This window comes from Streptomyces sp. NBC_00057 (assembly GCF_045041165.1).
Lineage (GTDB): Bacteria > Actinomycetota > Actinomycetes > Streptomycetales > Streptomycetaceae > Streptomyces.
Genome location: NZ_CP108256.1, coordinates 97,177 through 123,036, shown reverse-complemented (window position 1 = coordinate 123,036; position 25,860 = coordinate 97,177). Strand labels below are relative to the sequence as shown.

17 protein-coding genes and 5 pseudogenes are annotated in these 25,860 nt (G+C 67.0%); 12 read left to right on the top strand and 10 right to left on the bottom strand.

What is annotated here, in order from left to right; all coding sequences use genetic code 11:
• Window positions 1-909 precede the first annotated feature (909 nt).
• Complete coding sequence (locus OG953_RS00530; protein WP_405681837.1) at window positions 910-1,809, bottom strand: GNAT family N-acetyltransferase; 900 nt, start codon at window positions 1,807-1,809, stop codon at window positions 910-912.
• A 545-nt stretch (window positions 1,810-2,354) separates the two neighbouring features.
• On the opposite strand from OG953_RS00530, the gene OG953_RS00525 reads away from it, so the two are divergent.
• The 6 genes and pseudogenes from OG953_RS00525 to OG953_RS00500 all read left to right on the top strand — a co-directional run bounded on the left by OG953_RS00525 (window position 2,355) and on the right by OG953_RS00500 (window position 9,172).
• Window positions 2,355-3,590, top strand: coding sequence for an IS701 family transposase (locus OG953_RS00525; RefSeq protein ID WP_405691541.1), 1,236 nt, complete (start codon window positions 2,355-2,357; stop codon window positions 3,588-3,590).
• Between the two features lie 384 nt (window positions 3,591-3,974).
• Entirely contained in the window at window positions 3,975-4,889 is a 915-nt protein-coding gene (locus OG953_RS00520; protein WP_405681835.1) for a reverse transcriptase domain-containing protein, read from the top strand.
• Window positions 4,890-5,444: 555 nt separating this feature from the next.
• On the top strand, window positions 5,445-6,734 hold the full coding sequence (ltrA, locus tag OG953_RS00515) for a group II intron reverse transcriptase/maturase (protein WP_405681834.1): 1,290 nt from the start codon (window positions 5,445-5,447) through the stop codon (window positions 6,732-6,734).
• Window positions 6,731-7,381, top strand: a complete 651-nt coding sequence (locus tag OG953_RS00510) for a group II intron maturase-specific domain-containing protein (RefSeq protein ID WP_405681833.1) — start codon at window positions 6,731-6,733, stop codon at window positions 7,379-7,381. Before ltrA (OG953_RS00515) ends, OG953_RS00510 begins: the two co-directional genes overlap by 4 nt.
• Before the next feature lie 215 nt (window positions 7,382-7,596).
• Window positions 7,597-8,247 (top strand): annotated as a pseudogene (locus OG953_RS00505) (transposase family protein); the annotation flags it as partial.
• Window positions 8,248-8,530: 283 nt separating this feature from the next.
• Window positions 8,531-9,172, top strand: a complete 642-nt coding sequence (locus OG953_RS00500) for a hypothetical protein (RefSeq protein ID WP_405692429.1) — start codon at window positions 8,531-8,533, stop codon at window positions 9,170-9,172.
• 156 nt (window positions 9,173-9,328) lie between these two features.
• On the opposite strand, the gene OG953_RS00495 is transcribed toward OG953_RS00500, so the two are convergent.
• A complete protein-coding gene (locus OG953_RS00495) occupies window positions 9,329-10,174 on the bottom strand; it encodes a PaaX family transcriptional regulator C-terminal domain-containing protein (RefSeq protein WP_405691540.1) in 846 nt (281 codons plus the stop codon).
• Between the two features lie 35 nt (window positions 10,175-10,209).
• Entirely contained in the window at window positions 10,210-10,845 is a 636-nt protein-coding gene (locus OG953_RS00490) for a GNAT family N-acetyltransferase (protein WP_317872945.1), read from the bottom strand.
• 113 nt (window positions 10,846-10,958) lie between these two features.
• Between OG953_RS00490 and OG953_RS00485 the strand changes: the two are divergent.
• Together OG953_RS00485 and OG953_RS00480 are read left to right on the top strand one after the other, a co-directional pair.
• Window positions 10,959-11,873 (top strand): annotated as a pseudogene (locus OG953_RS00485) (alpha/beta hydrolase family protein); the annotation flags it as partial.
• 213 nt (window positions 11,874-12,086) lie between these two features.
• Window positions 12,087-12,251: pseudogene (locus tag OG953_RS00480) on the top strand (restriction endonuclease); the annotation flags it as partial.
• A gap of 84 nt (window positions 12,252-12,335) precedes the next feature.
• Here OG953_RS00480 and OG953_RS00475 read toward each other — a convergent pair.
• From OG953_RS00475 to OG953_RS00460, 4 genes and pseudogenes are all read right to left on the bottom strand, one after another.
• Window positions 12,336-12,458 (bottom strand): hypothetical protein, encoded by a 123-nt coding sequence (locus OG953_RS00475; RefSeq protein ID WP_405681832.1) that lies wholly within the window; start codon window positions 12,456-12,458, stop codon window positions 12,336-12,338.
• A gap of 94 nt (window positions 12,459-12,552) precedes the next feature.
• Window positions 12,553-14,850 (bottom strand): NACHT domain-containing protein, encoded by a 2,298-nt coding sequence (locus OG953_RS00470; protein WP_405681831.1) that lies wholly within the window; start codon window positions 14,848-14,850, stop codon window positions 12,553-12,555.
• 609 nt (window positions 14,851-15,459) lie between these two features.
• Window positions 15,460-15,672 (bottom strand): annotated as a pseudogene (locus OG953_RS00465) (helicase associated domain-containing protein); the annotation flags it as partial.
• A 422-nt stretch (window positions 15,673-16,094) separates the two neighbouring features.
• Window positions 16,095-16,859: a hypothetical protein gene (locus OG953_RS00460; RefSeq protein ID WP_405681830.1), complete on the bottom strand. Its 765-nt coding sequence runs from the start codon at window positions 16,857-16,859 to the stop codon at window positions 16,095-16,097.
• 196 nt (window positions 16,860-17,055) lie between these two features.
• Between OG953_RS00460 and OG953_RS00455 the strand changes: the two are divergent.
• Together OG953_RS00455 and ltrA (OG953_RS00450) are read left to right on the top strand one after the other, a co-directional pair.
• Window positions 17,056-18,445: pseudogene (locus tag OG953_RS00455) on the top strand (IS1380 family transposase).
• 709 nt (window positions 18,446-19,154) lie between these two features.
• The gene (ltrA, locus tag OG953_RS00450; RefSeq protein WP_405681812.1) at window positions 19,155-20,549 is read left to right on the top strand and encodes a group II intron reverse transcriptase/maturase; all 1,395 of its coding nucleotides are present in this window, start codon (window positions 19,155-19,157) and stop codon (window positions 20,547-20,549) included.
• A 98-nt stretch (window positions 20,550-20,647) separates the two neighbouring features.
• Here ltrA (OG953_RS00450) and OG953_RS00445 read toward each other — a convergent pair whose 3' ends face one another.
• Window positions 20,648-21,232: a hypothetical protein gene (locus OG953_RS00445; RefSeq protein WP_405681829.1), complete on the bottom strand. Its 585-nt coding sequence runs from the start codon at window positions 21,230-21,232 to the stop codon at window positions 20,648-20,650.
• Between the two features lie 489 nt (window positions 21,233-21,721).
• Between OG953_RS00445 and OG953_RS00440 the strand changes: the two genes are divergently transcribed.
• Complete coding sequence (locus tag OG953_RS00440) at window positions 21,722-21,982, top strand: hypothetical protein (RefSeq protein WP_405681827.1); 261 nt, start codon at window positions 21,722-21,724, stop codon at window positions 21,980-21,982.
• Window positions 21,983-22,137: 155 nt separating this feature from the next.
• Here OG953_RS00440 and OG953_RS00435 read toward each other — a convergent pair whose 3' ends face one another.
• On the bottom strand, window positions 22,138-22,533 hold the full coding sequence (locus OG953_RS00435; protein ID WP_405681826.1) for a contact-dependent growth inhibition system immunity protein: 396 nt from the start codon (window positions 22,531-22,533) through the stop codon (window positions 22,138-22,140).
• 526 nt (window positions 22,534-23,059) lie between these two features.
• Complete coding sequence (locus tag OG953_RS00430) at window positions 23,060-24,448, bottom strand: IS1380 family transposase (protein WP_405681825.1); 1,389 nt, start codon at window positions 24,446-24,448, stop codon at window positions 23,060-23,062.
• Window positions 24,449-24,810: 362 nt separating this feature from the next.
• On the opposite strand from OG953_RS00430, the gene OG953_RS00425 reads away from it, so the two are divergent.
• Entirely contained in the window at window positions 24,811-25,812 is a 1,002-nt protein-coding gene (locus OG953_RS00425) for a hypothetical protein (RefSeq protein ID WP_405681824.1), read from the top strand.
• Window positions 25,813-25,860: the final 48 nt, after the last annotated feature.

The following is a 25,860-nucleotide window of genomic DNA, read 5'->3' as shown; positions in this document are numbered from 1 at the left end:
AGTACTGCCAGATGGGGCGGGTCCGGCAAGCGTGATGGAGAGGGGTACGCGAGGAACCGGCGTTTTACGTCTCTTAAAGTGCCTCCGGCTCGAACCTGGCGGATCTGGGCCGGAAGCGGTGCGTACTCGGGTCATCCTTTCGGGTGGTCCGACAACTCCTGGGTCGGTCTACGAAAGCTGGCCGGGAGGCCACGAGGAAAGCCTGCGGCGTACTCGTGGCGATACCGCAGGGACACAGTCGGGCTCCTCCTTCATCGAGCGAACCACAGTGAACACGGGAACCGTCCCGGACCTCGCCCCGCTGCCTGTCTCCAACAGGCTGTGGGGGCTGGGTGCATCGACCACCGATCGGCCCGGGACGGGGCGGAGCCGCCGTAGTACTCCGAGGCCGGGGTGCGACACGAAAGTCGCACGAGTTGAGTGAGCTTCATCGAAGGAGGTTCGGCTGATGCCGAAGGTGTAGTTACGGATCAGTGTTCGAGGATCTGTCCCCAGCCTGACGTGCGTTGCTGGTAACAGCGGGGTGCGAAGCTCAGGTTTCCAGGCCCAAGGGCTCCCGTTCCATCCGGGAGTTACAGGCCACGGGGAAGGACGACAGGGTGAACAACGTGAACCCCTGGTGATGCCTCGTGATCGGAAGCCCCGCAGATGGGTCGTTGCAGCGGGGTCAAGGACTGGCCGTTGAGAAGCGGCAGGCGCCGACCGGAAGACTCTAATACTCCAGCTGTAGATCGTGATCTTGCTGGTGGGGCTGGTCCGAGAAACGGGTGCGTCCACCGTTGATCACCGTGAGGTACGTGGACCGACGACGAGATGGTGGCCGCTGGCCACAGCGCAGATCCCGCATGTCGCTGACAAGGGGTCCGGACCTGCCCTCGGACCGGACCCCTCAGCGCGTGCTACTCCTCGCTAGGCCGCTTGGCCCGCCGGGTGGAAGTTGATGCGTTCACTGATGACGGGGAAGCCAGCCTTGGCAAAGTTCGCGGCCATGGGGAAGTTGCCCTGGTCCGTCGCTCCGCTGACGAACTCCGCGCCCTGCTCGACGAGGAGGTGGGTGCACTCCGCGAGGAGGTCGTAGGCGTAGCCGCGACCGCGCTGTTCCGGGACGACTCCGATGAAGCCGATGGTCGGGCCGGAGGGGTTGTGGGCCGGGATGTGGATGCCGGCCAGGTCGCCCTCCGGCGTGTGCGCGATCTGCCACCACTCCCGTGGGGAGGGGCACCAGTGGAAGAAGTCGAGTTCCTCCTGGGCGGCCTGGTCGAGGCCGCCCTCCTCGATGGCCCTGAGCGCGTGGGCGTCCAGGGTGACGGAGTGGATGCGGCGCAACGCGTCGAAGAACACGGTGTCGTCGGGTTCGGCGCTGAAGCGCAGGCGTCCGGGCCGCTCGGGCAGACCTCGCTCCGGGGTCCAGCGGTACAGGAAGCGTTCCACCAGGAGTTCGTACCCTGCGGCTCGTGCGGCGGCGAAGCGCGCCCCGGCGGCGGCGCGCAGGTCGGTCTTTTCCCGCCAGCCGCCGGGCAGGTTGATCTCCAGTTCGACCTGCCAGGGAGCGGAGCGCAGGAGTTCGGCCCCGGCCTCCTCCTCGCCCTCGGCCACGTCGAACCAGTTGATGTTGACGGGCTCCGAGTCGTCGGGGCCGCCCCACCACGCGCCGCGTGCGACGACCTCGCCGTCGCGCAGGGCGACGCGCTTCCAGTCGGGGCGGAACTGGGTACGCCGATGGGCTTCACGGGCGCCCAGGGGGTCGGGGAGTGCTTCGAAGAGATGAGCGTCGCTCGCGGAGAGCGCGCGGATGACCGGATCGGTCATGGATTCCTCCGGGATACAGGCTGCTTGGAGCGCTCCCGGTCAGAACTCACGAACCACGCCGGGACAGCGGAAGAGGGAGCGCTGGAAAGGTGTGAACCGCACGGCACTCGCCTCCTTCCATCCATCTCAGGGCGTGAAGCCACACACTAAGTGATCTACCGCGGGCCCGTCCACAGATTTCCTTACGCCCTGACCCGCGATTGATGTGGTCAAGCGTTCCCGTGGCGGTTGAGTTCGAGCGCCGTGCCATGCACCGGATTCCCCGGACCATGCACGACCCAGCGGGACTTCGCCAGCGTTCACCAGCCCAGCAGATCAATGGACCTCCGGCCGAGCCAGTCCGCGAACGACACAGCTCGGCGGTCCAGGTTCAGTGGCAGGACCTGGTTGCAGGTGGCCCAGGTGTCGAACCACATCGTGCCCCGGTGCGGGCCAGTGACAATGAGGCCACCGGTGATCATCGGTGTGTGAAGACAGAAGATCAGTCGGTGGCCGCAGGTCACAGCATAGATCCTGCCCGCTGGCAGGAAGCGTTCGAGGTCCTGATGGGCCGTATCGCGGGCCGGTTCGCGCGGGTGGAACCACGGCGCCGGGCACGGGCGTTCGTGCTCGGGTTGTTGTCGGACCTGCCGCGCAAGAACTGCTGGACGCTCGCCGAGCATGCCGGGGACGCGACCCCGCACGGTCTGCAGCACCTGCTGTCGAGGGCCAAGTGGGACGCGGACGCGGTACGTGAAGACATCCGCGGCTTCGTCGTCGAGCACCTGCACCACGAGGATGCGGTGCTGGTCGTGGATGAGACCGGCGACCTGAAGAAGGGCACGCACACGGTGGGCGTGCAGCGCCAGTACACCGGCACCGCCGGACGCATCGAGAACAGCCAGGTCGCCGTCTACCTCGCGTACTCCACCCCGCTCGGACACGCGGCCATCGACCGGGAGCTGTATCTCCCGCGCTCCTGGACCGAGGACACCGCCCGCTGCCGGGCCGCCGGAATCCCCGACAGCGTCGCCTTCGCCACGAAACCCGCCCTCGCCGCCCGCATGATCGGCCGCGCACTGGACGCCGGCGTCTGCGCGTCCTGGGCAGCCGGTGATGAGGTCTACGGAGGCAACCCGCACTTGCGGACCGCGCTGGAACAACGGCAGGTCGGCTATGTACTCGCCGTCGCCTGTGACCACCAGATCACCACCCGGGCAGGCACGTTCCGCGCCGATGCCCTGGTCAAGAAGCTGCCGAAGAGGGCCTGGCAGAAACTCTCCTCCGGAGCCGGAGCCAAGGGGCACCGCTTCTACGACTGGGCCCTGGCCGACCTCGCCGACGACCGCCCCGGCCACCACCAGCTGCTCGTCCGCCGCAACCGGCGCACCGGCGAACTCGCCTTCTACCGCTGCTACTCAGCCACCCAGGTGCCGCTGTCCACCCTGGTGCGGGTCGCCGGACGCCGATGGACCGTCGAGGAGACCTTCCAGTCCGGCAAGGGCCTGGCCGGACTGGACGAACACCAGGTCCGGCGCTGGGCGTCCTGGCACCGCTGGGTCACCCTCGCGATGCTCGCCCATGCCTTCCTCGCCGTCGTCCGCGCCGACGAACACGCGCGTCACCCGAAGCCGGAAGGGCTGATACCGCTCACCTGCAACGAGATCCAGCGCCTGTTCATCGCGCTCGTCGTCCGGCTCGTCCACGGCGCGACTCACCGGCTCGACTGGTCCCACTGGCGACGCCGCCACCAGGCCCGATCCCAGGCCAGCCACTACCAGCGACAAGCCGCCCAGACATGAAGATCGCGATCTACAGCTGGAGTACTAAGCCGGTCGGGAGAACACCGCCGTCCTCGGGGTATAGGGGGCACCCGACCCGGCCGCACCTCACTCGTGCGGAACGTGACAACCCCGTTGGAGTCCGAAGACGCCTGGCGTCTTCGGCAAGCCGACCGCAAGGAAGGCCCGATTCTCCAGCGGGCGCAGGATGGCCTCAGAAGCCAATGCCGGCGGCCGAAAGGCAGCGGGAAAACGAGACACCATGACCGGCTCTCCGCTGGTCGTCTCGCATAACCGGCCGGATACGGGCTGATGCCCGGACTCGAAAGGGTGCTGACGGAGGCCAGGTGAGCCTGTGGAGAGACGAAGAGAATGACACCGGAACCAAAGGACAAGTTGGACGTCATGACGAACACGCAGGTGAAAGCCGACGCGGACGTGATGACGAACGGACCGGAGGGCAATATCCCCGACTGGCACGATATTAACTGGCGTGCCGTCGAGGACGAAGTACGGCGTCTGCGACAGAGAATCTTCACGGCATCGCGGGAAGGCGACCTCAAACGAGTTCGCAACTTGCAGAAACTGATGCTCCGCTCCCGCGCCAACACGCTGCTGAGCGTGCGGCGCGTGACAGAGATCAACGCTGGGCGCAAAACCGCCGGAGTGGACGGACGAACGGCGTTGCTGCCTCAGTCGAAAACTAAACTGGTCGACTGGGCGCAGTATCGCTCGAAAACCTGGACTCCTCTGCCGGTCAAGCGCGTGCACATTCCCAAAGCAGGCGGAAAGAAGCGCCCACTCGGCATCCCGGTCATCGCTGACCGGGCACTGCAAGCGCGGGTAGTCAACGCGCTGGAACCCGAGTGGGAGGCGCGGTTCGAGCCGAAGTCGTACGGCTTCCGGCCCGGCCGCGGCTGTCATGACGCGATATCCGCCATCTATCTGACGCTGAAGGGCAAGAACTCCCAGCGAATTTGGGTGCTGGACGCGGACCTGAAAGCGGCGTTCGACCGTATCGACCACGAGCACCTACTCGCCCAGCTCGGCACGTTCCCCGCCAGGGAACTGGTCAAGCACTGGCTGAAGGCCGGAGTGGTCGACGGCGGCCGGTTCGCCCCGACAGAAGAAGGCACCCCACAAGGGGGCGTCGTCAGCCCTCTGTTGCTGAACATCGCCCTGCACGGAATGGAACAAGCCGCCGGAGTTCGATACCGCAAGATCGGCACGAACGCCGCCGAGTCGGTTGAAGGATCCCCGGCCTTGATCAGATACGCCGACGATCGTGCGCCACGAACACAACGGGAGGTTTCGATGTAGACGGAATCTTCCGACGTGATGCTGCACCGGTGATGGAGGTGGGCCCTCCGAGACCGCCCACGCAGGGGGAGGTCTCAAACCGCCGCAGGTTGCTCCGGTGAATGAGCCGGGGTGATGAGCACTGCGGAAAAGGCGCACAAGATGCGTCAGGTGCGAACCGAGAAGGCGAACGCGAGTGAACCACTGATGAAGTGTCGAAAGCGTATGAACGGCTACCGAAACCGGGGTCCAGTTGTTGCCCCGGGATGAATCTGGCGGGTTCCTGTATCTCTGGCCAGGTGGTGCCCGGCATAAAGGTGGCGCGAGCTCGGTTCAGGCGCTGGTGCGGAACGTGGGAACCCCTCGCCACGATGCTGCCACCGGTCAGGTTGAGGCCGGTCGGCGATAAGGGAGAACCCCAAGCAGCTGAAACTGTGAGGGGCAGAGTACCGATGCGTGGCAGGGGGACGGATCGCCTCGTAGTAGTGATGAAGCCTCTGTAATGGGGGCGGAGCGAAGGGGGCGAGTTGTCCCGATCTAGTTTGGTGGTCAACCGGAGTTCCCGGGAGGAGCCAGGTGAACGGATCAAGGCCGCAGGCCGAGGTCAAGTCGTTTTACATCTCCAAGCTGATGGTGTGGGAGGCATTTCAGCGAGTCAAGGCCAACAAGGGTGCGCCCGGCACGGATGGCGTGACGATCGAGCGGTACGAACAGAACCTTTCGGGGAATCTGTTCAAATTGTGGAATCGGATGTTGTCCGGTTCGTATTTCCCTCCGGCAGTGAAGGCCGTGGAGATCCCCAAAGCAGGCGGGAAAGGTATCCGCGTGCTCGGGGTGCCCACCGTGGACGACCGGATCGCTCAGACGGTGGCCGCGATGTATCTGGAGCGTCGGGTGGAGCCTGTGTTCCACCCGGACTCCTACGGCTACCGGCCCCGGCGGTCGGCGTTGGACGCGGTGGAGCAGTGCCGGCAGCGCTGTTGGCGGAGTGACTGGGTGGTCGATCTCGACATCCGGGCGTTCTTCGACAGCGTGGACCACGAGCTGATGCTCAAGGCGGTCGAGCGGCATATCGACGCGGACAGGAAATGGGTCCTGCTCTACGTCAAGCGGTGGCTGGTCGCGCCGCTGGCGAAGACGGACAGATCGGTGCAGCAACGGAATCGCGGAACTCCCCAAGGGTCGGCGATTTCGCCCGTGCTGGCGAATCTGTATCTCCACTACGCGTTCGATCTGTGGCTGGCTCGGGAGTTCCCGCAGGTCACCTTCGAACGGTACTGCGATGATGCGGTGATTCACTGCGGCAGTGAGAGGCAGGCCCGCCACGTGCGGGACGCTCTCGCGCAGCGATTGGCGCAGGTCGGTCTGGAATTGCATCCGGACAAGACGCGCATCGTCTATTGCAAGGACGCTGATCGGCGAGGCTCGTACGAGCACACGGCGTTCACGTTTCTTGGATACACGTTCCGGCCCAGGTTGGCCAAGAATCGGCACGGGAAGCACTTTGTGAGCTTCCTGCCCGCGGTCAGCAAGGCGGCGATCAAGGCGATGGGCAAGGTAATGCGTTCCTGGCGCATCGCCCAACGCAGTGACAAGTCTCTGATGGACCTTGCGCGGATGTTCAACAGCATCGTGCAGGGATGGATCAACTATTACGGGCGATTCTACAAGTCCATGTTGTATCCCCTCCTCCGGCGCATCAACAGAATGTTGGTGGGCTGGGCTTGTCAGAAGTACAAACGACTGCGCCGCCGGGAGAAACGAGCGGGAGAACTATTGGCGGGCGCGGCCCGCCGGTATCCCAACATGTTCGCCCACTGGCGGTTCGGCCTCAAGCCTGATGGCTGGGCAATGGGAGCCGTGTGAGTCGAGAGGCTCCCGCACGGTTCTGCGAGCGGGGGCGGGTGCGATTCCCGCCGCCGACTCTCCTCGTCGTCCTGGTGCACGGCACCGAGGCCGACACCGCGGCACTGCGCGAAGAGGTCGTTGACGTGCTCGAACCTCTTGGCCTGCGGTTGTCGCAGGCCAAGACCCAGATCGTGCACATGAGCGACGGGTTCGACTTCCTGGGCTTCCGCATCCAGTGGAAACGCAAAGGAGGCACAACCAAGTGGCACGTCTACACCTTCATCGCCGACCGGCCCATCCGGTCGCTGAAGGCGAAGATTCGTGCTCTGACAGGCAGGACATCGCAGCAGGATCTCGCCGCTGTGCTGATCAGACTCACTCAGATCATGCGCGGTTGGGCCAACTACTTCAAGCACGCGGTCGCCAAGCATGTCTTCGACATGCTCGACGCCTTCGTGTGGTGGCGTCTCATCCGCATGCTGCGGGCACGTCACCGCTGGAGTTGGGGCGACGTCCGCCGCCGGTTCACCACCCCCACCGGGCGGTGGCGACCGATCGCGGCAGACGGGGTCGAGCTGTTCCGAATTGCGTCGGTCACGGTCAGCCGTTACCGATACCGGGCCAACACGATCCTCAACCCATGGCAGCCTGCGAACCCCGCCTGACGGCAGAAACCGTGGAGAGCCCGTTGCGTTGAGAGACGCACGGCGGGTTCGGCGAGAGGTCCGGAGAAACGGATCGGGAGCAATCCCGGCACCGCGCTCCGGGCCTACTCAGCAGCCGGAGATCATTTCGGTGTGAGGGTCGGCCGGTCCTCGTAGCGGGCAGTCTGTGACTGTGCTCTGTTGAACTGGCAAGTCTGTTACCACAGTTGGCCAATGTGCTGGTGGTCTCGGCCGCTGTCTTTGATGCTGTCGTGGCGGTCCGCGCCCGCACGAGATCCGGTGTTCCTGCGGGATGTACGGGATGCGGCCAGCTCAGCGTGTGGTGCCACAGCCGCTATGTACGGCGCCTCGCCGACGTCACTCTTGGAGGCAGACCTCTGCGCATCGACTTGTCCGTACGCCGCCTGTACTGCGAGAACCCGGCCTGCCCGAAGGTGACCTTCGCCGAGCAAGTGCCGGGGCTGACCGTGCGCTACCAGCGGCGCACTCCACAGTTGCAGCGCCTGGTAGAGGCCATCGGTGTGGTGCTGGCCGGCCGGGGCGGTGCCCGGATGCTGCGGATCCTGAACGTCACGCTCTCGCGGTGCACGGTCCTGTCCCAGCTGATGCGTGTGCCACTTCCACCACTGGAGACACCCCGGGTGCTGGGGGTGGATGACTTCGCGCTCTACGGCGATACCTACAGCACCCTCCTGGTCGACGCCACCACCCGGCTCCCGCTCACACTCTGGGAAGGGCGCGACGCGGAACAGCTCAGCCACTGGCTCCGCGAGCACCCAGGTGTCGAGGTCGCCTGCCGCGACGGCTCCCTCACCTACCGGCAGGGCATCACCGCCGGCGCACCCGACGCCGTGCAGGTCAGCGACCGCTTCCACCTCTGGCAGGGCCTCTCCCGCCGCGTCCAGGACATCGCCTCCGCCCACCGCGGCTGCCTGCCCGCAGCACTGCCCCCGACCCGTGCGACCGATCCCGAACCGATCGAGAAGACTGCCGAGAACACCGCGGCGGACACCCGGGCCGGGCGGCATGCCCGAAGGCTGTTCGAGGCCGTGCACGCCCTGACCCGCACCGGCCGGAGCCACAGTTCCGTGGCCCGGGAGCCGCCGAACCGTACGCAAGTACGCCCGCGCCCGCACCTGGCAGGAAGTAATGCGCCGCCCGCCCCGCAAGCCCTCCACCCTGGACCCCTACCTCGACTACCTGCAACAACGCTGGGACGAGGGACAGCACAGCGCGAAGATCCTGCACGAGGAACTCCAGGGCAAGGGCTACCTCGGCCACTACCAGCGGGTGAAAATGGCCGTCGCACCCCTGCGGCGGGGGCTGCCCCTGGACGAGCCAAGCGCGCGACCGCCCTCCCCGCGCGAGGCCACCCGCTGGATCACCACCCATCCGGGCCGCCGCAGCCCACACATCAACGACTGCCTGCCCCGGCTCCTCGACCAGTGCCCTGAACTCAGGCACACCCACGACCTGGTCCTCCGGTTCGCCGCCATGCTCGACAACCGTGACGCCACATCATTGCCAAGGTGGCTGAACGACCTCGCAGACAGCGGACTGGCCCCTCTCGCCGGCCTCGCCGGAGCCCTGCGCGAAGACCGGCATGCCGTCGCCCAGGGCATCGCCACCCCTTACAACTCCGGGGTCAACGAAGGCCGCATCACCGATGTCAAGCTGCAGAAACGCCTGATGGCCGGCCGCGCCAGCGTCCCACTTCTCCGTCACCGCGTCGTCCTGATCGCCCACCTCCGCCGCCGCTATGCGGACCGGCCGACCCTCACACCGAGATGATCTCCTGCTACGAAAATCTTGCCAGAGCCCCGAACATGCACCGGTCGGTACGAATCAAAGTGCACAACCTTGATCTGACGCCTGTCCGTCCGCAAGGGCAGGTGCCCTCGCGGTACCTTCGCCCATCAGGCACGACCTGCGCCGTCCGTTCCGTCTTCAGTGCGTGGCCTGGTCTGCTGTTTCTCGGGTGATGTCGGTGTAGAGGCGGAAGAGAGTCGGGCGGGCTTCGCCCTGGTCACGTTCGTGCAGGGCCGCCCAGCACTGGGCGATGAGCTCCCGGGCCTGGGTGCCGGGCCAGGGCTGGGGCAGGAGCTGAGGCGGCAGCAGCGGGTCGGGCTCTATGGTGCGGGTGAGTTCGGCGGCCAGCTCGACAGCGATGGTGAGGAGTGCGGATGGGGAGAGTTCGGCAGGGCCGGTGAGCTGGGCGAGGCGGGGCTGGGCGATGCGGCTGAGGCGGTGGTAGCGGTCGGCGATCTCCTGCAGGGGCCATAGACGTCGGGCGAGTTCGGCAGGCTCTTGGGTGTCGCCCCTGCGCAGGTCCGTCGTGGTGAGGAGGGTGAGCGCGCCGTGGGTGCCGAGGCGGTGGGCGGCTTCTTCGACGTACGGTTCCCATGTGTTGGCGCAGACGTACAATCCGCCCTGGAGCGGGGCGCCACCGAGGTGGACGAGCGTCTCGCGCAGGGTGTCCCGGGCGGTGCGCGCCGATTCGGGCACCGCGAAGGCGGCCAGGTGCCAGACACCGTCCCAGGGCGCGAGCCCGGCGTCCTGTTGGAATGCGTGCCGCAGGAAGTCTGCGTTGGGGGCGAGGGCACGCTTGGTGTCCGTGGTCGCGTGCAGCTCCGCCTTGCGGCCTCGGCCCTCGTGGGTGAATCGGCCTTCGGACACGAGGCGTTTGATGCACAGCCGTACCTGCTGGTCGCTCATGCCCAGGGTGTTGGCGACGGTGTACAGCTCGTCCGCGTCGACGGTGCCGTCCTCGCGGATCAGCGCGTGGACGAGCATGCGGGTTGGGACCTCGACGTGGTCGGTCTCGGCGCTCACAGTTCTCTCACTCCTTTTGTTCCGACCGGGCGGTGCATGGTGGTCACCGCGCCGAATCCGAGCAGTCCGCGCAGGTAGGGCGTGTGCTCGGTCCGTACGGCCGTGAAGCCGCGCCGCTCGTACAGGGCCCTGGCGCGCGGGTTGGTGTCGATCACGTCCAGTCTGATCTCCCGGCAGTCCTGCTCCGCCGCGACGGCGGCTACTTCCTCGATGAGCAGGCTCCCGACGCCCCGGCCGCGCATGTCCGGATCCACGGCGATGCCGTCCATGACGAGCTGTCCGGGGGCCGGGTGACGTTCGAACAGGGCGAGGAGCAGGAGTCGGTGCAGTCCTCGCAGGTGTCCGTATGCGCGCAGTACGGCGCAGGCCGATCCTCCGGTGAGGGCCCGCCCGTCGTGCTGGTAGCCGGCGAGGCCGACGAGCTGCCCGTCCAGGAGTGCGCAGACCGCGCGATCGGCGTTCAGGTGGGCGGCGATAAAGGGCACCGCCTTGCCCGGCGGGTTCAGGGCGGGACCGAGTTTGCGGCCGAAGGCGTCCCAGTACAGCTCGGCCGCCCGCCGCTCGGCTCCGGCCGGAACGCCCCGCCGCACTGTCACCGGTCCAGTGCCGGTGCCTGTCACGTCCAGTCCCATGCCGTGCCCCTTTTCTCGCTGCAACCCCCACCCAAAGCTACCATTCTCACGACGATCGTGCTCACTGTGATAGTTTCAGTAGCGCCCAGACCCGAACAAAGGGGACAGATCCCATGTGTCCAAAGATCCGGCCCGGACGGCGCGGACTCCGCATCGCCGTGTGGTCACTCGTCACGGCCCTGGTCGTGACCGCCGGCCTCGTCGGTGTGGTGCTGTGGCAGAACTCCTACGACATGGACGAGCAGCGGGTCACGATCCGCCACGGCGGCCACACCCTCAACGGCGTACTGGCCATCCCCAGGGACGGCCGCAAGCACCACGGCCTGGTCGTGTACGTCCACGGCGACGGCCCCGTCGACGCCACCCACGACGACGGTTACAAGCCCATGTGGGAGGCGAACGCCAAGGCCGGGTACGCCTCCCTGTCCTGGGACAAGCCCGGCGTCGCGGGTGCATCCGGCGACTGGCTCGACCAGTCCATGGACGACCGGGCCAACGAGGCAGCCGCCGCCATCGCCTGGGCCCGCGCCCGCCCGGACATCGACGGCGACCGGATCGGGCTCTGGGGCGCCAGCCAGGCGGGCTGGGTCCTGCCGAAGATCGCCGCCAAGACGCCCGTGAGCTTCGTCATCGCCGTCTCGCCCGCCATCAACTGGCTCCAGCAGGGCCACTACAACCTCCTCGCCGAGCTGCGCGCCGACGGCGCATCAGCAGCCCGCACCAAGGCGGAGGTCGCCAAGAGCGACACCACCCTCCGGCTGCTGGAACGCCAGGCGACCTTCGAGGAGTACGTCAAGGCGATGCGCGGCGACGCGGACGGCATGACCGCCGACCGCTGGGGCTTCATCTCCAAGAACTACACCGCGGACGCCACACAAGACCTCCGCGCCCTGCGCGGCGTACCGGTGCTGCTGACCCTCGCAGGCCATGACATCAACGTGGACACCGCCGACACGGAGCGCATCTACCACAAGGTGCTGGACGCAGGTGGCGCATTGACGGTCAAGCATTACCCGGACGCGACCCATTCACTGCTCAAGCAGTCCATTGAGCAGTCGGACCTCAAGATCACGCTCACCGCGCTCTTCTCCCCCCACTCGCTCTTCGCGGACGGATTCCTGGACAGCCAACGGCAGTTCCTCAAGGAACTCGGCCGAGGCAGCCATGCCACTCCCGCAAGCTCGGCCCGCGTGGTGCACGTTCACGTGTACCGCCCGGTGCACTTTGACGCGAACGCCGACAACGGCCGCGGCGCCCTCGCCGAAGTCGTCCTCCGTGAAGCCGACGGACGCCTGTCCGCACCGCTGGAACGCACCGCCCGCTGCGCCCAGAACCGCGCCCGGCTCGTGCGGGCCCTCTACACGCGGCTGGACCGCCTCACAGAACCCCTCCCGGCCGCGACGTAGCCCGCAGGGGGAGCAGCCCCGGATCCCCGTGCCACGCACTCCCGTGCTCCAGCCGCTCCACGTGGGCCCCGGGGAGCAGCGCTTTCACGGCCCGTTCCTGGCCAGCGCGGAACGGGCGGCGGCCAGCCTCTCGATGTCACGGCGGTCTTGCGCCGTGACCTCCTGCTGCTGCCTGACGGCCGCAGGGGGCGCCCCGTTCTGGAGCACGGCTTCGTCGGTGCCGGCACGTGCCGTAGGTCCCAGGCGCTTCGACCGCCTGGGACCATAGGTTTGCGTCGGTGTGAATGCCCGGCGCCAGAGCTCAGGGGTGCGGATGGGCGGTGAGCCATTGCTGAAGTTCGCGGTGGCGGAACTGGTAGCCGGGCCCGCTGTAGCGCAGGAGTCCGGCGGTGACGGCCCAGTCGAGGAAGACGCCGAGGCGGAAGGGCAGCTTGCCGCGTGAGCACAGCAAGAACACCCCGTACCTGCGCGCCGCAGCCGCAAACCCGCCCGCGAGCACGACCACAAGTCCGACCATGATCTTGCCCGCGAGCCCGTCCATGGGCCCGACCACGTATACGTTCACGAGCTGGATCACGTCCATGATTCTGTATATGAGTTCGGACATGAGCCCGTCCGTGTTTCCGTCTCCGCCCACGAGTTGGATCAGGAGTACGGCCATGAGGCCGGCGATGAGTCCGATCAGGAGTCCGTAGCCCATGTCGTCGCGGATAATTGCCCGAGGGGTGGTCACGGTGGTTGGTTCTCCCTTGAGTCCGTTCACGAACCCGCCAATGAACCCTCCCACGAGCCCGAGGATGAGTCCGGTGAAAAGCCCCATTCTGAGATCCAGGAGCCCGAGGAAGTGCCCGTCTACGGGCCAGGTGTTGATCGCGTTCACGATCCCGCTCATGATCCCGAGTGCGAGCCAGGCCCTGAACCAAGCCTTGAAGCCAGTCGCGAACCCGCCCATGAGCCCGGTCATGATTCCGCCGATGAGGCCGACCACGATCCCGATCCCGATCGCGATACCCATCCGGATCGGGATCGGGTATTCGTGCAAGAAATCGAGCGCGTAACCGAGTGTTTCTTCGAATACGTGCGATTCTCCGTCCGCGAAGGACAACTGCATCACGACCCCGGTCGCGAAGCCGACGGCGAACCAGGTCTTGAATCCGGCCCAGAACCTGGCCGTGAACCCGCCCTGGAGTGTTCCCCGGGTGATGCGGAGACGGTTGGGTCTGGGCGTCGGGCGGAAGGCGATGATGCTGGCAAACGCGGTGCACATGGCGAAAGCGGTGACCTGACTGGTGTCGTCGCTACCGATGCCCCGGATAACGAAGACGAGGGCGAGGACGGGAGCGAGGACGAGGGTGGTGAGGAGGAGGTCGACGATACGGACACGGGTGGTGCCGGCGAGGGTCCAGAGGTGATGGAGGGTGATGTCGGTGGCTGGGGCTCCTGTGGTGGTGCCGGCGAGGTGGCCGGTGAGGTGGTGGAGCCAGCGGTGGACATCTTCGGGCCGGTAGCGGTGGGGATTGGGGGTATTGGCGGTGGCGGAGGGGACATAGCGGGCCAGAAGGTGCTGGTCGAGGTCGTGCCCGTCGGTGTGGCGGAGGAGTTCTGAGGGATTGCCATCGCGGTGGTAGACGGTGGCGGTCAGACACAGCCGCCAGGGCGTGGACAACGTGGTGGCGAGCGGGCCGGCGGGCTGAGTGTCGAGGTGGTCGATCAGGGGCCGCCAACGGGATGTGTCCAGGGCCCGGGCACGGAGGTAGGCGACGGTATGGCGGGTGTCGATAGGAGCGATGGCGACGCGGGCGGCGTCGATCAGCCGGGACACGGGGGCGAGAGCGTCGTAGTGCCCGGTGCGGCAAGTCAGCACGAGAGGCCCTGCCTCCCGGCCGTCCTGGTAGGCGTTAAGCGCCTCCAGAACCGCGCGGGCGCGGGGCGCATCGGGGTCGGGGGTGCCGTCCGCACGCAGGGGATCCATCTCATCCAGCCCGTCCAGGACCGGCAGAACCATCCCGTGATCGACCAGTCCGGCAGCCATACCGGCAGGCCATTTATAGGCGTCGATCAGACGCTGCACCAGCAGGGTGGTCAGGGGCTGGTCGGTGTCCCACTGGGCCAGCGGGATCCGGACCGGGACGGGATCGCCCTCGGCACGGTGGTCGATGAGGGCGAGCATGAGTTCCAGGGCCAGGACAGTCTTCCCCGCCCCGGCAGCCCCGGTGACGACCAGACGCCGGGGCTGGGTGGAGCGGTAGTACTCCAAAACATCGGGCAAGGTAGCGGGACCGTCAGCGAACGTACGCCCAGCCGGCGGAGCCGCCGCGACCCGCGCGGTCGCGGACTGCAGAACATAGGTGAGATTGATGCGCCGAGTGTCGGCACCGAGCAACTGCGACCACACCCTGCTCTCGCTCTCCCTGACCTGCCGGGCGAGCTTTTCGGCACGGCTACGCGCGAGCTCGGCGCCATTGTCCTCGGCTGGCTTACGCAGCTGCATGACAGCGATCACCAGACCGGTCACAGCGATCGGTACACCAATAAGAGTCGCAACCTTGTCGGGCTCACCCCCACCGCTTTTGTCGACGCCCCATATGACGAAAGCCACGCTCGCCATGATCAACACCGCACAAACAGCGGCCACGACCTGCCACTTACGCCGATCACGGCGCTCCCCTACTACGAGCATCCCCCGATCATGCCGCCTCGCCGGACACGTCGTGACCCGTTCGGCTCGCTTCGTGAACGCCGTCCCCGGACCGCGTCACGTCGATGAGGTCGCAGGTACTCGTACCGCCCGCGTAGAGCGTCTTGTCGCACTCATCGTGGTGGTCACGCTGTGGTAGGCGCGTCGGCGGTGCGGGCTGAACGGTGGGTGCGATGTGTCGGCTTCATGTCGGTGAGCTGGTGGCAGTGACGGTTGATCAGGTAGGGCGTTTTCTTGCAGGTCTCTGGTTTATGGCGATGGCTGGCTGCTGACACGACGTGGTGCTTTGTGTCTCGGTGGCTGACGTGGGGCGGTACATGCACAGGTGGCTCACTGTCATGAAGGCGGTACATCGCCCCCGTCGCCGCCGACGACGATCCGCTCGACGTGCTTCCTCAGTACCCGAGACGCCCCTTGCGCTCGTAGAACTGCCGCGCGGCCTCGTAGTTCTGCCGGCCCGCCCCCGGTGCCGTCGGTGTGGGGCCCCTTTGCCTGCCGACGAGCCGACCTCTACGCCTCCGCCTCTGCTGCCCAGGCGCAGCCCAGCTCGGCGAGGGCCGCCCGTTGTTCCGCATCCAGCCGGTCACGCCTGGCCCTCTGATTGCTGAGAAACACACCCAGCTTGATCATCGTGCCATCCGGCAGCTCTTCAACATGCGCCCTACCCACGACGACCTTGTCCTCCCGAGCGATGTACTGGGCGAGGGCCGCCAGGCCCCGCTGGAACGCCTGCTGCGCCTTGCTCGGGCCCTTTGCCGCGCGCCCCGCCGCGGGGGCGGGTGACGGTGCCCCCGATACGCTTCTTCACCTGAGGAGTGCTTCTTTCATGCGCCGACCCGGACCCTAGACAAGTCCCATCGTTGCAGGTCAGGAGCACTCTTCGCGTTTCCGATCACGCATCGGACACCCAGCCACGTGAAAGCCCGAGGTTAGAGGTGGCCTCGTCGCGGCGCCTTGGCCCGGAAACGGCAGGTCGGACACCATCCTGGACGCCGAACGAGAAGGGGTGTCAGGCCGCTACGGCTCCGGTGCCACCGCGAATTCCGCAATCCCGAGTCTTTGAGTGTAGGTGTTTGCGCGGCCTGCCCGGGCACCGCACTCTTCTGGGCAGCGCTGGATTCGCGAGCGCTGCTGTCCTGTACGCCCTACCGCCAGCGCAGCTTCCCCCCGTCGTCGTTCCGCGCCAGGAACAGCGTCAGATACGACTGCGCGGCCATCACCCCGATCCGGTGCTCACGCCCGTAGTACGTGTTCTCGCCGTTGGCGCCGTACGTGCGGCCGTCGGTGAACCGGGCCATCAGCGCGAGCTGGTCCTCGTTGTGCAGCTCCTCCCACATGTCCGCCTTCCGCGCGAGGCCGGCGTCCTGCCCGGTCAGCGAGACGAGCAGGTCGAAGCTGCCGAAGTAGAAGGGGAAGTGGGTGCCCCAGTCGTTGCCCTCCGGGTAGTAGATGGTGGGCGAGTCCGGCTGGTAGATGGTGGTGCCGCCGTCCGGGGCCGGGAACTCCAGCTCCACCAGCGCCCGGTAGACCCGGTCGATGTTGTGCAGCGCGGCCTTCGGTGCGCTGTGCCCGGCCAGACCGAAGGTGAAGCCCTGGTACAGGCTCTGGTCGAAGGAGACCATGTAGAGCGGGTGCAGCCGGGAGTGGTTCTCCAGGGTGCCGTCGTCGGCGATGTTGGTGCCCTGCAGCCACTTGGAGAGTCGGATTCCGTTCAGCACGGTGTCGCCGGTCAGATCGGCGGGGGCGGCCGCCGCCGCGGCCAGCAGCTCGGTGTTACGCCGCCGCCAGGCGTCCGCGTGCGGATGGTCCGGCATCATCACGGTCGCCAGCGCGAGCACGGCGGCTGTCCAGTTGTCCTCCTCGGCCTTGCTGTCCCCGGGCGACACGGCGGTGCCGTCGCGCCGCGTCATGTACAGGTGATAGCCGCTGCGGCCCTCCAGGTAGACGTCGTTCCCGGTGAGGAAACGGTCCGCCTCCCACTCAACCTGGATCCACCGGCTTGATGTCTGTGGACAGTTTCTCGGGGAACGAAGAAGTGCCTTGTGACCTGCGATGATGGGGTTTCTCTAGGACCACATCAGGCACGATCAGCAAGGCACTTCCGAGATGCAATCTTCCCATGCCGCAGCGGCGGTCTCATCCGCGTTCGACGACCCGAACCTGATCGCGTACGGCGGCCTGGAGCCGGTGGTGCGGTTGGCCGAGCGGTGCGGTCTGCCCGCACTGGTCGGGGAATACATCCGTCTGCCGGCCTCGAAGGACGGCACCGGTGCCTTCCCCGCGGCGAAAGTGATGTCGCTGGTGGGCGGCATGGTCGCGGGCGCCGACAGCATCGATGACATGCACCGGCTACGGCACGGCGCGATGGGCCGCCTTTTCTCCGGTGTGCGGGCCCCGTCCACGCTGGGGTCGTTTCTGCGTTCCTTCACGCACGGGCATGTGAAGCAACTGCATGCTGTGGCCCGCCGGTTCCTTCCCGAACTGGCCCGTCACGCGCCGTTGCTGCCCGGCGCGGGCCAGGTCGCCTACGTGGACATCGACGACACCATCCGCCGCACCTACGGCTACGCCAAGCAGGGAGCCGGTTACGGATACAGCAAGGTCAAGGGCCTGAACGCGCTGCTCGGCATCGTCTCCACACCCCTGGCCGCCCCGGTGATCGCCGCCACGAGGCTGCGCAAGGGACCATCGAACTCCGCGCGCGGGGCGGCGGCATTCGTCGCCGAGACCATCCGCACCGCTCGCGCCTGCGGCGCCAGTGGCCTGCTGGTGATGCGGGCGGACTCGGCGTTCTACGGCGCCGATGTCGTCAACTCCTGCCGGGCGCTGGGCGCGCGGTTCTCCATCACCGTGCGGATGAATGCTTCCGTCAAGGCCGCCATCGCCCGCATCGATGAGGACGCCTGGACGCCGATCAAGTACCCCCAGGCGGTCTGGGACGAGGAGGGCCAGTGCTGGATCTCCGACGCCGAGATAGCCGAGACCGGCTACACCGCCTTCACCTCCAAGCCGAAGAAGCAGCAGGTCACCGCCCGTCTGATCGTGCGCCGCGTCAAACGCCTGAGCGCTGAAGCCGTCCCCGCCGGACAGGGCACGCTGTTTGACACCTGGCGCTACCACGCCGCGTTCACCGACTCCCCGCTCTCCTTGAACAATGCCGAGCGTGATCACCGACGGCACGCTGTCGTCGAGCAGGTGATCGCGGATGTCAAGAACAGCGCCTTCGCCCACGCGCCCTCCGGACATTTCCAGGCCAATGCCGCGTGGCTCGCCCTGGCAGCCCTGGCGCACAACCTGACCCGCGCCGCTCGGCGCACTGGCCGGAACGTTCCATGCCAGAGCGACCACCGCCACCATCCGTGACCACCTGATCAACGTGCCCGCCCGCCTGGCCCGCTCGGCCCGCCGCCTCACCCTGCACCTACCCGAACGCTGGCCCTGGAGCACGGACTTCACCCAGCTCTTCAGCATCGTGCACGCGCCACCAGCCCTCTGACACTCCCTGACCGACCTGCCCAAAAGGGCCCGACACCTGCGGAAAAGTGGAAAGGCTGGACAGACCAGCGGCCACCTCACGCCCGAATCCGCAACTCAGCCCCGACACGCCCTGCACGACCCCGAACCAATCACACCACAATCAAGCCGGTGGATCCGGGCGTACGTCCAGCAGTCCGAAACGTCGGACGCGAAGGAGGTTCGATGTAATTCGGGCGACAAGTTCAGGGCAGCCAGCCGGTGCAAGTCCGGTCCGAGGAGACGCCAGAGTCCTCGGTAGCGGGGCTCCCGGCATCGGTCGAGAGGCCGGTGTCGAAGTGGAGCGACGATCACCCCTTGGGGGTGCGCAACCGGCCGGTCCGCAACATCAAGTGAAGCCTGCAGCGTCGTCAGCACCGACCCGCGTGAGCGGGGCCAAGGAGGAGCCGAGCCCGTGCCTTAGAGGGCGAAGGCCAGGGAAGACGCCTGGGAATCTGGAGCGGGCGTCGAAGAACCTCCCGGCGTAAGGGGCGTGGAACGGCCGGAAGGTTGTCCTGGGAACTGGAGAGGGCCTCCTCGGCCCCGGGTCTGCGGCCCGGGAAGCAGGGCCCGCCTATAACCGGTGGAGCCGGGAAGTGGCGGGCTGCCGAGAGGCAGTCGGAGGGGGTCGTAGTAGTGCCGATCGGCGGGACAACACAACCCGTCAGGAGCGAAGGGCCCCTGCTTCATCGATGCGTGTCGCGTGTGAGGAGGTGGCTCGGGTGAGTGCCGGAGTGGCTAGTTCCGCCCGCCGGAAGGAAGGCGTCGCACGACTGGATGGCCGGCCTTTGGACAAGGTCCGTGCCTTGCAGTGGACGCTCTACCGCTGTGCCAAGCAAGATCCTGAACGTCGGTTTCATTCCCTGTACGGCCATGTCTCCCGCAGAGATGTCTTGTGGCGGGCCTGGTCCGGCGTGTGTGCGAACCGGGGCGCTCCCGGCGTGGACGGGGTGACCGTCGATGCCGTGGCCGCCGCCGGGGTGGAGGAGTTCCTCAACGACTTGTCGCAGCAACTGCGGGCGCATACGTATCGCCCGTCACCGCTGCGGCAGGTCCTGATCCCCAAGCCGGGGCGGCCGGGAGAGTTCCGGCCGCTCTCGATCCCCACGGTGGCGGACCGGGTGGTGATGACCGCCGCGAAACTGGTTCTCGAACCGGTCTTCGAAGCGGACTTCCTGCCGGTCAGCTATGGGTTCAGGCCCAAGCGGTCCGCGATTGACGCGTGCGAGAGCGTGCGCGTGGAGGCGAACCGGGGCCGGGAGTGGGTGCTTGAGGCCGACATCCGCGACTGTTTCGGATCGATTCGGCATGACGCCCTCGTGGCCCAGGTGGCCCGGCGCGTCGTGGACGGCCCGATGTTGAAGCTGATCCGGATGTGGCTCCGGGCGGGGGTTCTGGAGGACGGGGCGACCGGCTCACCAGGAGCAGGGACCCCACAGGGCTCACCGATCTCACCGTTGCTCGCCAATATTGCTCTGCACGTCCTGGACGTGGCATGGCAGCGAGACGGGCACCGGCTCGGGGTGTTGGTGAGGTATTGCGACGACTTCGTGATTCTGTGCCCGACCAGGGAACGTGCCGTGCAGGCGCGGGAACTGGCCGGGACGGTGCTGGTCGGCCTCGGGTTGCAGCTGCATCCGGAGAAGACCGGCATCGTCCATCTCGCCAGGGGTGGGCAGGGTTTCGATTTCCTCGGCTTCCACCACCGGAAGGTGGAATCGTGGCGCCGCCGTGGCAGGTTCCACCTGCAACGATGGCCGTCTCAGCGGGCGATGGGGGTGCTGCGGGACAAGATCCGGGCGGCGACCGACCGTCGGCACGTGGGACGGTCGCTGTCGGCCGTGGTCGCCGACTTGAACCCGGTCCTGCGAGGCTGGGCGGCGTACTTCCGTAACGGCAATTCCGCCGGGAAGTTCTCCACGATCGACAGCTACGTCCACGAGCGTCTCGCGATCTTCGACAATCGCAAGCGCGGCATCCCGGGCAGAAAGTGGGGCAAGCGCCACGATGGCGCGTGGTTCGCCAGGCTCGGAGCCTTTCGCCTGTCTGGAAACGTGCGCAGGGTGGCGGTGCATGCCAGCCGGTGAACGATGTCGGTAAGCCGTGTGCGCGAGAAGCGCATGCACGGTTTGACGGGCGGGGGCTGGAAACGGAGCCTCACAGGCCACCGCGCCAGTCCCCGACCCTACTCAATCATCGCGGCCACCCGGGCCCGGTCGTCCCCGTCCAGGTCCTCCCATAGCAGCCAGGCCGCCGCCCCCGTGTAGTACGCCCACAGCGCCGACTGCCACACACTGCCCCAGCCGGCCGCCCCGCTGCTCGCCTTGTGCCGGGCGGCCAGCGTACGGATCAGGTTGCGGGTGCGTATGCGCGCCTTGCCCTCCGACAGGGTCTGGTCGTCGTACACCCCGAGCGCGAGCGCGGTAGCCGCCGACAGCGCGGCCATCCCGGGCAGCCGCACCGCCCGCTCGTCGATCCCCTTCAGGTTCAGGAACCCATCGGCGGCGTACGCCGTGTACGTCTGTGCGTACCAGGGGCCGATCAGATACCGCGTAGTCCCGCTGAGGATTGACCGGAAGCGGCGGCCTGCGGTGTCCTTCGCCGCGTACGACCCGAGGCGGCGCCAGGGGATCGGGCGCACGCACGGTGCAGCGGTGCCGGTGCCGGCAGCGTAAGCGGACGAGGCGGCGGCGGGCGCGGCGCCGAGCGCGACCAGGGCGCCGGCAGCGGCCGAGCCGCGCAGCACGGTTCGTCGGGCAGGACGGATCACGGGGACTCCTCGGGATTGTGCCGTGGTGTGGTGTCATGCAGATGCGCTGGTGAGTACGCCGCCGGACCGTACGCAACCGGAGCACCCCCACCCATGGACAAACACAGTGCTCCCCCTTGGACTTTCTGCGCTCCCGGACACGGTCGTCGGGCGCAGTAGCCGCACCCACAACGGATCCATGCCCGAGATCCAGACCCCCCTCCTCCTCCGACGCTGGCACGGGATCGACGACCTGCATCCGCTCGCCGAGATCCACTCCCGGAGGTCATGCGCTGCCTCGGTGACGGCTCCGTCCTGGACCCGGACACCCCCGCCGGGCAGATCGAGGAGTGGGAGGAGGAGATTGATTTGCCAACCCTTCAATGACTGGGCAAATGCGAGCCCCCACCCCCGACAGGGGCGAGGGCTCGGCCGCGCTTCGGCGGCCAGCAGACGGTCACGCCCATTTTTGCTGACCCGGCTGTCGCTGCGGGGCTGGATGGTCCGGCGGTGGCCGAGGTACCGCTCGCTTCCGTGGTGGCCGCGCTGGAGCGGTACGTGGCATCTGCTCTGGAATCCTGCAGGAGCGCCCCGGACGACGTCGGAGGGCAGGTCGTCGACGAGCTTCTGAGCATTTACGGGCAGCCGGAGTTCGAAGAGATCCGGCGCGTGGTGCGCGCGCCCCTGACGCACCACATTGCCGACGGCGGTCCGCACGTCCGCATCGTCGACCGGCGCCAGGCCCTACTCGACAACCGGCTCCAGCGCTGACCCGCAGGACCATCCGGAGGGAAGGGCCGGGGCCCTACGGTCGTCGTCTCACCCGCGGCTGTCCCGCGAGGCGGCCGGGCCCGCGCCCGCTCGTACGACAGCCCTCGTAAACGGTGCCCCCACCTGGGCACCTGCGGGGTGGTGCCGCTGGCGTGCTACAGAGCCAGGAACCGCTCCACCTCGTGCTTGAGGTTCGGTGTCAGATCGGTCAGGTCCGAGACGATCAGGCGAAGCTCACGCCCGAGCTCGGGCGACTTGCTCCAGATCTCTGGACTCCTGGTCAGCACCGCGGCCAGCAGATCACCCTCGTACATGTGACCCTCCGCCATCGGATCCAGCCGCAGGACCTCCAACGCCAGTGGCAGGAGATAGGGCAGGCCCTCGTTCTGCCTGATCAGCAGCCTCATGTCCTCAACTGTCAGCTCGCCGATCGGCTTACGCCGAAGCGCGTGCGCGGTCGCCACAAGGCGAGTCGCGTCGCCCGACGGGGCCGGCCAACGGTCGTCCTCCAGCTCCTCAAGGGAGCGGTCACGGTTCAGGGGGCGAGTCACAGAGGGATCATCCCATGCCAGATTTCAAGCGTGGTCTCAGAGTGCGAGTCGGTCCTGCAGGCAGCTTCTGGCGCTATATCTCACGAGAGCATGAAGAGGGAATTCCGCTTTCTTTCGAATATGTCTTTAAATCGAAACGCCCGGATTTGGGGTCTGGCGGATGGTGGCGAATTCGGCTGATGTCATATGTGTGGTGAAAGTTCGGTAAGACTCTTCGGTGACAAGGGTCCGAGACTTCCTGTGCTGACGTTCCGCCGTTTCGCCGGATGCAGGAAAGGCCGGACCTGGGTCGGCGGGCCTTTGTGTATGTGGTCCGAGCTGTACGAGCCGGGCAGCACACAGAGGCCGCAAAGCACTCAGATTCAGCCCGGATCCACCGGCTTGATTGTGGTGTGATTGGTTCGGGGTCGTGCAGGGCGTGTCGGGGCTGAGTTGCGGATTCGGGCGTGAGGTGGCCGCTGGTCTGCCCAGCCTTTCCACTTTTCCGCAGGTGTCGGGCCCTTTCGGGCAGGTCGGTCAGGGAGTGTCAGAGGGCTGGTGGCGCGTGCACGATGCTGAAGAGCTGGGTGAATTCCGTGCTCCAGGGCCAGCGTTCGGGCAGGTGCAGGGTGAGGCGGCGGGCCGAGCGGGCCAGGCGGGCGGGCACGTTGATCAGGTGGTCACGGATGGTGGCGGTGGTCGCTCTGGCATGGAACGTTCCGGCCAGTGCGCCGGCGGCGCGGGTCAGGTTGTGTGCCAGGGCTGCCAGGGCGAGCCACGCGGCATTGGCCTGGAAATGTCCGGAGGGCGCGTGGGCGAAGGCGCTGTTCTTGACATCCGCGATCACCTGCTCGACGACAGCGTGCCGTCGGTGATCACGCTCGGCATTGTTCAAGGAGAGCGGGGAGTCGGTGAACGCGGCGTGGTAGCGCCAGGTGTCAAACAGCGTGCCCTGTCCGGCGGGGACGGCTTCAGCGCTCAGGCGTTTGACGCGGCGCACGATCAGACGGGCGGTGACCTGCTGCTTCTTCGGCTTGGAGGTGAAGGCGGTGTAGCCGGTCTCGGCTATCTCGGCGTCGGAGATCCAGCACTGGCCCTCCTCGTCCCAGACCGCCTGGGGGTACTTGATCGGCGTCCAGGCGTCCTCATCGATGCGGGCGATCGCGGCCTTGACGGAAGCATTCATCCGCACGGTGATGGAGAACCGCGCGCCCAGCGCCCGGCAGGAGTTGACGACATCGGCGCCGTAGAACGCCGAGTCCGCCCGCATCACCAGCAGGCCACTGGCGCCGCAGGCGCGAGCGGTGCGGATGGTCTCGGCGACGAATGCCGCCGCCCCGCGCGCGGAGTTCGATGGTCCCTTGCGCAGCCTCGTGGCGGCGATCACCGGGGCGGCCAGGGGTGTGGAGACGATGCCGAGCAGCGCGTTCAGGCCCTTGACCTTGCTGTATCCGTAACCGGCTCCCTGCTTGGCGTAGCCGTAGGTGCGGCGGATGGTGTCATCGATGTCCACGTAGGCGACCTGGCCCGCGCCGGGCAGCAACGGCGCGTGACGGGCCAGTTCGGGAAGGAACCGGCGGGCCACAGCATGCAGTTGCTTCACATGCCCGTGCGTGAAGGAACGCAGAAACGACCCCAGCGTGGACGGGGCCCGCACACCGGAGAAAAGGCGGCCCATCGCGCCGTGCCGTAGCCGGTGCATGTCATCGATGCTGTCGGCGCCCGCGACCATGCCGCCCACCAGCGACATCACTTTCGCCGCGGGGAAGGCACCGGTGCCGTCCTTCGAGGCCGGCAGACGGATGTATTCCCCGACCAGTGCGGGCAGACCGCACCGCTCGGCCAACCGCACCACCGGCTCCAGGCCGCCGTACGCGATCAGGTTCGGGTCGTCGAACGCGGATGAGACCGCCGCTGCGGCATGGGAAGATTGCATCTCGGAAGTGCCTTGCTGATCGTGCCTGATGTGGTCCTAGAGAAACCCCATCATCGCAGGTCACAAGGCACTTCTTCGTTCCCCGAGAAACTGTCCACAGACATCAAGCCGGTGGATCCAGGTTCAGTGAGGAGAGCGACGCACGACCTCCGGCTCCCTCACGTGCGTCCCACCTGCATGTTTTCAATCCTTCGTGATGCCGGCACTCAGTTCCTCGGAGCCGCGGCCTTCGCCGCAGCGGCAGCGCTCGCAGCTGGGGCCCGCGCGGCCTGGAGGCGGCGGCGCCCGCCGGGAGGCGGGGACAATATCGAGACCGGCGACTAACTTCCTTCCTTCCTTCCTTCTTTCTTGGAGCTATTTAGATGTCTGCGCCGCATTTTGTCATCCGGCAGACGACAAAAAGAGTCGTCCGCAAGACGACACCAGTTGTTCGGCCCGACGCCGAGTACAACCGGCTTTACGCCTGGCAGCATCTGGCTGCCCCTCAGGCCCCGACCGGCTGGACCGGAGAAATGGGAAAACTGACCGGGCTCCTGTCCCCAACCGGCACGCTGGGGGAGATCGCCGGTAAGTTCGACGAAGTCACCACCCTCGTCGAACTCGACGCGACCGACGACCTCACCGAGACCGACCTGCTCGCGAGCCTCCTCGTGATCCGAGCACTGCGCGAGAAACTGCTCGAGGACGAACGCCGCTTCATCGCCGCGGCCCGACGCAAGAACGTCACCTGGGCGCGCCTGGCGGACGCTCTGGAACTGCGCAGCCGACAGGCCGCCGAGCGCCGCCACCTCCAGCTGCGCACGGATATCGACGAACTCAACGGCTCTGCGCTGACCCAGCAGGAACGCATCGAATACGCCCGCGACCAACGCGACCGGCTCGCGGAGCGGGCCTGGGCGGTCAACAACGCCTCCGAGATCCGAGAGCTCGCCGAACGGCTGCTGAACGTACCGGACCTGCAGGACCGGGCCGATCGCTCCGCCAGCGCACAGAGAACTCATGAAACCGCGGTGCGCAGCGCGGAGCAGGCTGGAATGCCGCTGCCGGAGAAGGCGGCCAGCACCGCCTGGCCGAGCAGGCTTCGAGATGCCTTCGACGCGGATGCCGCACTGCAGGGAGCACCGGCAGTGCAAGGTGCCTCCGACCTCAATCCCGCCCGCCTGAAGGCGACACGGGTCGCCAACGCGATCCACCAACTTTCCGGACTCCTGGGAAACGCCGCCAGCCCCGACAACGTCGACCTCACCGACCAAGGAGACCTCGGTCCCGCCATCACCGCCCTCTTCGCTCAGCCTGGATCCACCGGCTTGATGTCTGTGGACAGTTTCTCGGGGAACGAAGAAGTGCCTTGTGACCTGCGATGATGGGGTTTCTCTAGGACCACATCAGGCACGATCAGCAAGGCACTTCCG

Coding starts and splice junctions, on each gene's coding strand:
- OG953_RS00530 (WP_405681837.1), bottom strand. CDS start 1,809: ATGACCGATCCGGTCATCCGCGCGCTCTCCGCGAGCGACGCTCATCTC.
- OG953_RS00525 (WP_405691541.1), top strand. CDS start 2,355: ATGGGCCGTATCGCGGGCCGGTTCGCGCGGGTGGAACCACGGCGCCGG.
- OG953_RS00520 (WP_405681835.1), top strand. CDS start 3,975: ATGACGAACACGCAGGTGAAAGCCGACGCGGACGTGATGACGAACGGA.
- OG953_RS00500 (WP_405692429.1), top strand. CDS start 8,531: ATGCGCCGCCCGCCCCGCAAGCCCTCCACCCTGGACCCCTACCTCGAC.
- OG953_RS00495 (WP_405691540.1), bottom strand. CDS start 10,174: ATGCTCGTCCACGCGCTGATCCGCGAGGACGGCACCGTCGACGCGGAC.
- OG953_RS00490 (WP_317872945.1), bottom strand. CDS start 10,845: ATGGGACTGGACGTGACAGGCACCGGCACTGGACCGGTGACAGTGCGG.
- OG953_RS00460 (WP_405681830.1), bottom strand. CDS start 16,859: ATGACGCGGCGCGACGGCACCGCCGTGTCGCCCGGGGACAGCAAGGCC.
- ltrA (WP_405681812.1), top strand. CDS start 19,155: ATGCGTGTCGCGTGTGAGGAGGTGGCTCGGGTGAGTGCCGGAGTGGCT.
- OG953_RS00430 (WP_405681825.1), bottom strand. CDS start 24,448: ATGCAATCTTCCCATGCCGCAGCGGCGGTCTCATCCGCGTTCGACGAC.
- OG953_RS00425 (WP_405681824.1), top strand. CDS start 24,811: ATGTCTGCGCCGCATTTTGTCATCCGGCAGACGACAAAAAGAGTCGTC.